This is a genomic window from Methanobrevibacter sp. (assembly GCF_045220775.1).
Lineage (GTDB): Archaea > Methanobacteriota > Methanobacteria > Methanobacteriales > Methanobacteriaceae > Methanocatella.
This window is the reverse complement of sequence record NZ_JBGUWC010000084.1, coordinates 1-5,255: the sequence shown is the minus strand read 5'-3', so window position 1 is coordinate 5,255 and position 5,255 is coordinate 1. Positions and strand designations below refer to the sequence as shown.

General features: G+C 34.0%; 10 protein-coding genes. 3 read left to right on the top strand and 7 right to left on the bottom strand.

What is annotated here, in order from left to right:
• The first annotated feature begins 192 nt into the window (after positions 1-192).
• Positions 193-771, top strand: a complete 579-nt coding sequence (locus tag ACJROP_RS05185; RefSeq protein WP_406534425.1) for a GIY-YIG nuclease family protein — start codon at positions 193-195, stop codon at positions 769-771.
• Here the strand turns inward: ACJROP_RS05185 and ACJROP_RS05180 are convergent.
• The 5 genes from ACJROP_RS05180 to ACJROP_RS05160 form a co-directional block, all read right to left on the bottom strand.
• On the bottom strand, positions 750-1,052 hold the full coding sequence (locus ACJROP_RS05180) for a hypothetical protein (RefSeq protein WP_406534424.1): 303 nt from the start codon (positions 1,050-1,052) through the stop codon (positions 750-752). The two genes, ACJROP_RS05185 and ACJROP_RS05180, sit on opposite strands and share 22 nt — an antisense overlap.
• A 6-nt stretch (positions 1,053-1,058) precedes the next feature.
• On the bottom strand, positions 1,059-1,256 hold the full coding sequence (locus ACJROP_RS05175) for a hypothetical protein (protein WP_406534423.1): 198 nt from the start codon (positions 1,254-1,256) through the stop codon (positions 1,059-1,061).
• 69 nt (positions 1,257-1,325) lie between these two features.
• Positions 1,326-2,042, bottom strand: a complete 717-nt coding sequence (locus ACJROP_RS05170) for a hypothetical protein (RefSeq protein ID WP_406534422.1) — start codon at positions 2,040-2,042, stop codon at positions 1,326-1,328.
• Positions 2,035-3,132, bottom strand: a complete 1,098-nt coding sequence (locus ACJROP_RS05165) for an ATP/GTP-binding protein (protein WP_406534421.1) — start codon at positions 3,130-3,132, stop codon at positions 2,035-2,037. Before ACJROP_RS05165 ends, ACJROP_RS05170 begins: the two co-directional genes overlap by 8 nt.
• A 75-nt stretch (positions 3,133-3,207) precedes the next feature.
• Positions 3,208-3,372, bottom strand: a complete 165-nt coding sequence (locus ACJROP_RS05160) for a hypothetical protein (RefSeq protein ID WP_406534420.1) — start codon at positions 3,370-3,372, stop codon at positions 3,208-3,210.
• 27 nt (positions 3,373-3,399) lie between these two features.
• Here ACJROP_RS05160 and ACJROP_RS05155 point away from each other — a divergent pair, with 27 nt between their 5' ends.
• Together ACJROP_RS05155 and ACJROP_RS05150 are read left to right on the top strand one after the other, a co-directional pair.
• Entirely contained in the window at positions 3,400-3,546 is a 147-nt protein-coding gene (locus ACJROP_RS05155; RefSeq protein ID WP_406534419.1) for a hypothetical protein, read from the top strand.
• Between the two features lie 123 nt (positions 3,547-3,669).
• Entirely contained in the window at positions 3,670-3,930 is a 261-nt protein-coding gene (locus ACJROP_RS05150; protein WP_406534418.1) for a hypothetical protein, read from the top strand.
• Between the two features lie 155 nt (positions 3,931-4,085).
• Here ACJROP_RS05150 and ACJROP_RS05145 read toward each other — a convergent pair whose 3' ends face one another.
• Both ACJROP_RS05145 and ACJROP_RS05140 read right to left on the bottom strand, forming a co-directional pair.
• A complete protein-coding gene (locus ACJROP_RS05145) occupies positions 4,086-5,030 on the bottom strand; it encodes a type IV secretory system conjugative DNA transfer family protein (RefSeq protein ID WP_406534417.1) in 945 nt (314 codons plus the stop codon).
• Positions 5,017-5,160, bottom strand: a complete 144-nt coding sequence (locus ACJROP_RS05140) for a hypothetical protein (RefSeq protein ID WP_406534416.1) — start codon at positions 5,158-5,160, stop codon at positions 5,017-5,019. Before ACJROP_RS05140 ends, ACJROP_RS05145 begins: the two co-directional genes overlap by 14 nt.
• Positions 5,161-5,255: the final 95 nt, after the last annotated feature.

Sequence of the window (5,255 nt, the reverse complement as noted above, 5' to 3'; positions counted from 1 at the left end):
AACATTGACAGCTTATTTGATATGCTTTCCGCCTGATATTTTTGTGCATTTTCACAATGCTTTATTAAATTTGCTCATTTATAGTTTATATCTGAAATTGAAACATTCTATCTTGAAGCAGTCGATATTGAATATGAATACTACACTCAAAGAGAAAAAATTAAAGAAGAGCAGCGTGCAATAAAAGAACAAATGCGACAGGAAGCAGAAGAACGCAAAATCCTTGAACAACAACAAAAGAAGCTTGAAAAAGAGGAAAGTAAATACAAGAATGAAATCGAAAGCGTAAAGATAGCAATTTCAACGTCCAACCAAGATGAAGTCGAAAAACTTAAAAAGCGTTTGCAAGAACTTACCGACCAACTTAATAAGATTGATGAGCGAAAAGAAAAAATCATCAGTTTACAGAACGGTCAGGCAGGTTGGGTATATGTTATCAGTAATATAGGCTCTTTTGGAGATAATGTATTCAAAATTGGTATGACCAGGAGAGATGAACCTCAAGAGCGTGTTGACGAACTTGGTAATGCAAGTGTTCCATTCCCATTTGATGTACATAGCCTTATCTTTTCTGCCAACGCTGTTGAACTTGAAAACCGTATACATCAAATTTTGGACAGAAAACGTGTCAATAAAATAAATAAACGTAAAGAGTTTTTTGAAGTAGATATTGACGAATTAGAACGTATTGTACACCAAATAGATCCATCAGCAGACTTCAAAATGACAGCATTGGCTGAACAATACAATCAATCACTATCTTTAAAATAAAAAAATCTGTATAAAATTGGCTCGGAAATAATCATATAGTTACGCTTAATAATACTTACAGCTTCATGAACTGCATCATGAGAACCTTCTATAAAAAATTTCAAGACATTGTTGCTGTCAGTGTTAGGGAAAATTTCATCAAAAAGCCTATCATTATTTTTGTACAGCTCATAAATGCCGTTGCATTCGGGATTGGAACATCTTAACTGCACTTTTGAAAAGGTGTGCAATTCCAACTTGCCTTTGCAATCGGGGCATAAAAATTCATCTAACTTATTCATAAATCATCAATCCTTCATTATTTTTTTTACATCGGACAATTTTGTTATCAAAACAGAACGAGCCTTCAAATCTGCAAGCTCTGCCTGATAGTAGATTTCATTTGTAGCTGTATTCTTGAGAATAGTACAGCCTTGAAACATATAGTCAACACCATTGTACCGAACAACTGTATTGAGGTTTGTTTTAACTTCTCTTATATCCATTGTTTCCTCCAAATAAAATACAGCTTCAACAAATTTCGCTAAAGCTGTACATTTACGATTATTCGATTTTCAATCAATCATTCCGGGATTATATTCCGCTATATAAAAAATACAGGTACATAAAACAGATACAGCATTATCATTTTTCAAAAGCGAAAGCTGCTTATCTAAAATATCTATACCGTCAGGAATATTTTCATCTTTTTGTGTAAGCATTTTTGCCTTTTCAAGATTTTGCTTGATAACAATGTTACATTCAGCTTTGTTTACAGCAAATTTACTGTAATCGCCGTTTCTGCATAACTCATGTACAAGCTGTTTGTATTTTCTGTTCCTCAAAAGTTCTAATGATACAACATAATTCGGGTAATCGTTGTCAGGGATATTCTTCATATTATAAAAAGCTTCCACCATCGGATAATTCAGATAAAGTTTTCCCATATTGGTTGACTCTGTAAAATAATTTGCCATTTTTCTTATTTTATCAGGTGAAAAATCAGGTGCTTGCGGATCAAGATCGAATATTAGAAGAATATCTGTATAGCGTTCATTCAGCAATGACAACTTTTTTTCATCTTTTTCTCTTTCTTTCAAAAGCTGCTGTAAATCTATATCTTCATATTCTTCCTCATCATCGGGAAGTTGATTGTACAGAGTGTAAATATTTGTATCATAAGAAATAACTTGATGATCATCAGATATACCGTATATTTTAAAAATTCTTTTCATCAAATTAAAATCCGTTTTAGCACCTTCCACTATAACAAGAATTTTTCTTTCAGACATCAAATTCACCACTCATATACAGTTTTTCAAGATTATGTCCTTCTCGCAGTTCTCTGTTGGTTGCATTCGCAAATGATACAAGCCTGTTATCCGAAAGTATGAAGTAACAGTCGGGACGCATGATTTTATTAGTCAAAAGGTTTGTATTATGAGAAGTTATCATTACTTGAGTATCCGTCATTTTTTCAAGTATTTTGACGATATATTCCGAAAGTTCATAATGATAGTAGGCATCGAATTCATCAATATACATCAATGACACATCAGATGCTGTTTTGTACCAATAGTAAAAAGTATACAATGCACGAGTTCCGCTTGAAGCCGTCCTGAAAAACGGCAGAGGAACGGCTGTATTGAAATATAAACGGTTCACACCATCAGTATCTCTGATAATAATCAAATTTTCCTTTATTCCGGTGATATGCAGAAATTCCTCAAATTCTTTCAAATTTTTATCTTCCAAAATGAAATCATAATAATCCTTGCTGTTTGTCTTGTAGCCTATATACCTGTTTTCATCAAGATTTCTGAACCAAAGCATATTTGAAACGAATTTTATCATCTCACGCAAAGGATGTGTTTTGGGTAACACCGTATTATTGATAACGTATTTCAAAATACATTCTGTATCTTGAAATGCCCAATTCAAAGTCGGTGCTATCTTGTCAATGCCTTTAGTATCACCTTGTTTATTTTGATAATCATACTCATACAAAATTTCACCATTCAAAACCAGCTTTTCGTACAGCAGATTTCTTGCGTAATCTTTTCGGTAAGTATAATCTGTTACACTCTCCCCAAAGTTGAAAACATAATGAAACTCTGCAAAATCGTTCTTTCCGTCTGAACACAAATAGTAATCATACAACTCGGGAGAAATATTTTTATTTGTCAAATGCGAAACAATATCAAAAAGTGCAAGCCCGAAATTCGTTTTTCCAACGGAGTTTTTGCCGTAAATAATTGCTTTGCTTATCAATCCATTTGTCACACACTGAGGATTGAATTTATATTCACGGATATTTGACAGATCCATTTCTATTGTTTTGCCAAAATTTTTAAAACCCCTAACACTAAATTTTTTAAGCATAGCTATCACCCTATACTATTATATATCTGTTATCTACCCTATGTCAACAGTAACCGTAATTTTTTTACGGAGCTGTTATCTTTTTGCACTCTTTACAATGCGAATGATACTGCCGTTCACGGTCATTTTGCTGTTATCAATGGAATTGACCACAAATGCGATCGTATCGGATTTCATAACAGACTTTCGACAATGGCTTGAATGTGACATGGCATTTGCACCGTTTGACAGCTTTATCAAATATGTACCTTTGCGAATATCTATAACTTGACCTGTATAAAGACTGCCTTTACTCATGTCTTTCAAAAGTTCGGTTTGCTTGCTGTCTTCGGCAAGACGTATACTTGCATTGATATTGAAAGGTTCATCTTTGCCGTCACGACTGTGTATTTCAGTTATATGAACCCTTACTAACTGGTTTAAGTACAGTTGATAAAATTTCCGTATTTTGAAATTACAAATAAAAATTATCAACATTTTCTTGACAGTTTGATATATATGTGATACAATTAAAAAAAAATAAATAAGGTGTCTAATATGGAAATAGTTGTGTGTAAATGCCAAAAGTGTGGAAATGTCAAATCATATAAAAGAGTTCTTGACAATGTGGAGTATGGCGAATGTGCAAAATGTGGAAATGTCACATATAGCAAAACTAAATGTCCATATTGTAATTCTACTAATGTAAAAAAAATTTCAACGGCATCCAAAATAGGTAGCGTTGCCGTATTCGGCATATTTGCCGCTGGTAAGGTTTCTAAACAATGGCATTGTAATAATTGTAAAAGCGATTTTTAAATTTATACCATAAACCGTTACACTAATTGTGTAGCGGTTTTTCTTTTGCATATTTGGAACATACATTAACAGACAACAAAATATGGCTTTTGTTATCTGCAAGGAATGGTGTTCTCTGAACATTCCCACTATTTAAACTTTTATCAAACATTGATTTAACAATTCGCTACTACAAGACTTTTCAGACATTCAAGTGTATCTGAAAAATTGTCTGCCGCAAGCAACTGATAAAGCTCGCCAAGCGACTTATTGCCCGTATATGCACTTGAATTTATATACAGCAAGAGGGATTTTAACAGATTTTTTTCACCGTTATCCCAGAACGGATCGGGTGTTTCGCCCTCAATGGTATTTTGGATTATCGTTGAAACAGCTATCTGTACAAGCATCTGATCTATGCCGACTTCACCAGTCACGTTCCAACTGTCCGATTTTTCGGGGTCAACAAGGTTGAATACTTTGACTTTATATCCGCATGATTTCGCATAACCGCCCATTGATTCAAGAAGTTCACCAGACGGATCAGTGCATACAAAAGATTCCTTACGCCTGATACACTGTGCAAGGTACGGTCTTACGAACATATACGACTTGCCCGAACCCGGTGCACCGCATACAAACATATTCATATTTTCCTTTGGAATAACCTGTTTAAAAACTGTTTTCCCATTCGGAAATTTACCCAAAATGATACCTTTATCATTTTCACCGATTTCACCGCATATCGAAAGAAGTTTATTCGCTTTATCTGCCGTTACCAACTTTTTAGCCTGATTTTCCGAAAGATATTTTGCCGTGCCGTAAGTACCTTTTTCGCTGACGGAAAAATTTCTGTCATCAAAATTTCGGCTTTCTATCCTGTTTTTGATTACAATAAAAGCGATTATCAAGAATATAATTCCCAGTGTAATCAATGCCGACTGCACATATCTCCATTCGCTTAAAGCAAAAAATGTGCTTACAAAATCCGTCGGAGGAGGGTGGAATGGTGTGTTGTCAAAGGCTTTAAAAAGATTTGCCAAAAAGCCCGTGAAATATGCCAATGCACCTATTAAAAGCACTGTCAGGAAAGTTCCAAAAATCATTTTAGCATTTTTCATTTTCAACCATCTCCCTTACATCATTTATTTTGATATTATTGATTTTCACTTTTGCCGGACACATTACTTTCTTTACAAAGTCCACTTGAAAATCATAACAAAGAACTCTGCCTGAAATATCGTTATTCAATAACCCTCTTTTATACTGATAGATGAAAACATTTAGCAAGACTATGCAGCATGAATCTGTCTTTTAGCAGAACATTCAAATGTATTTTCAGTGAC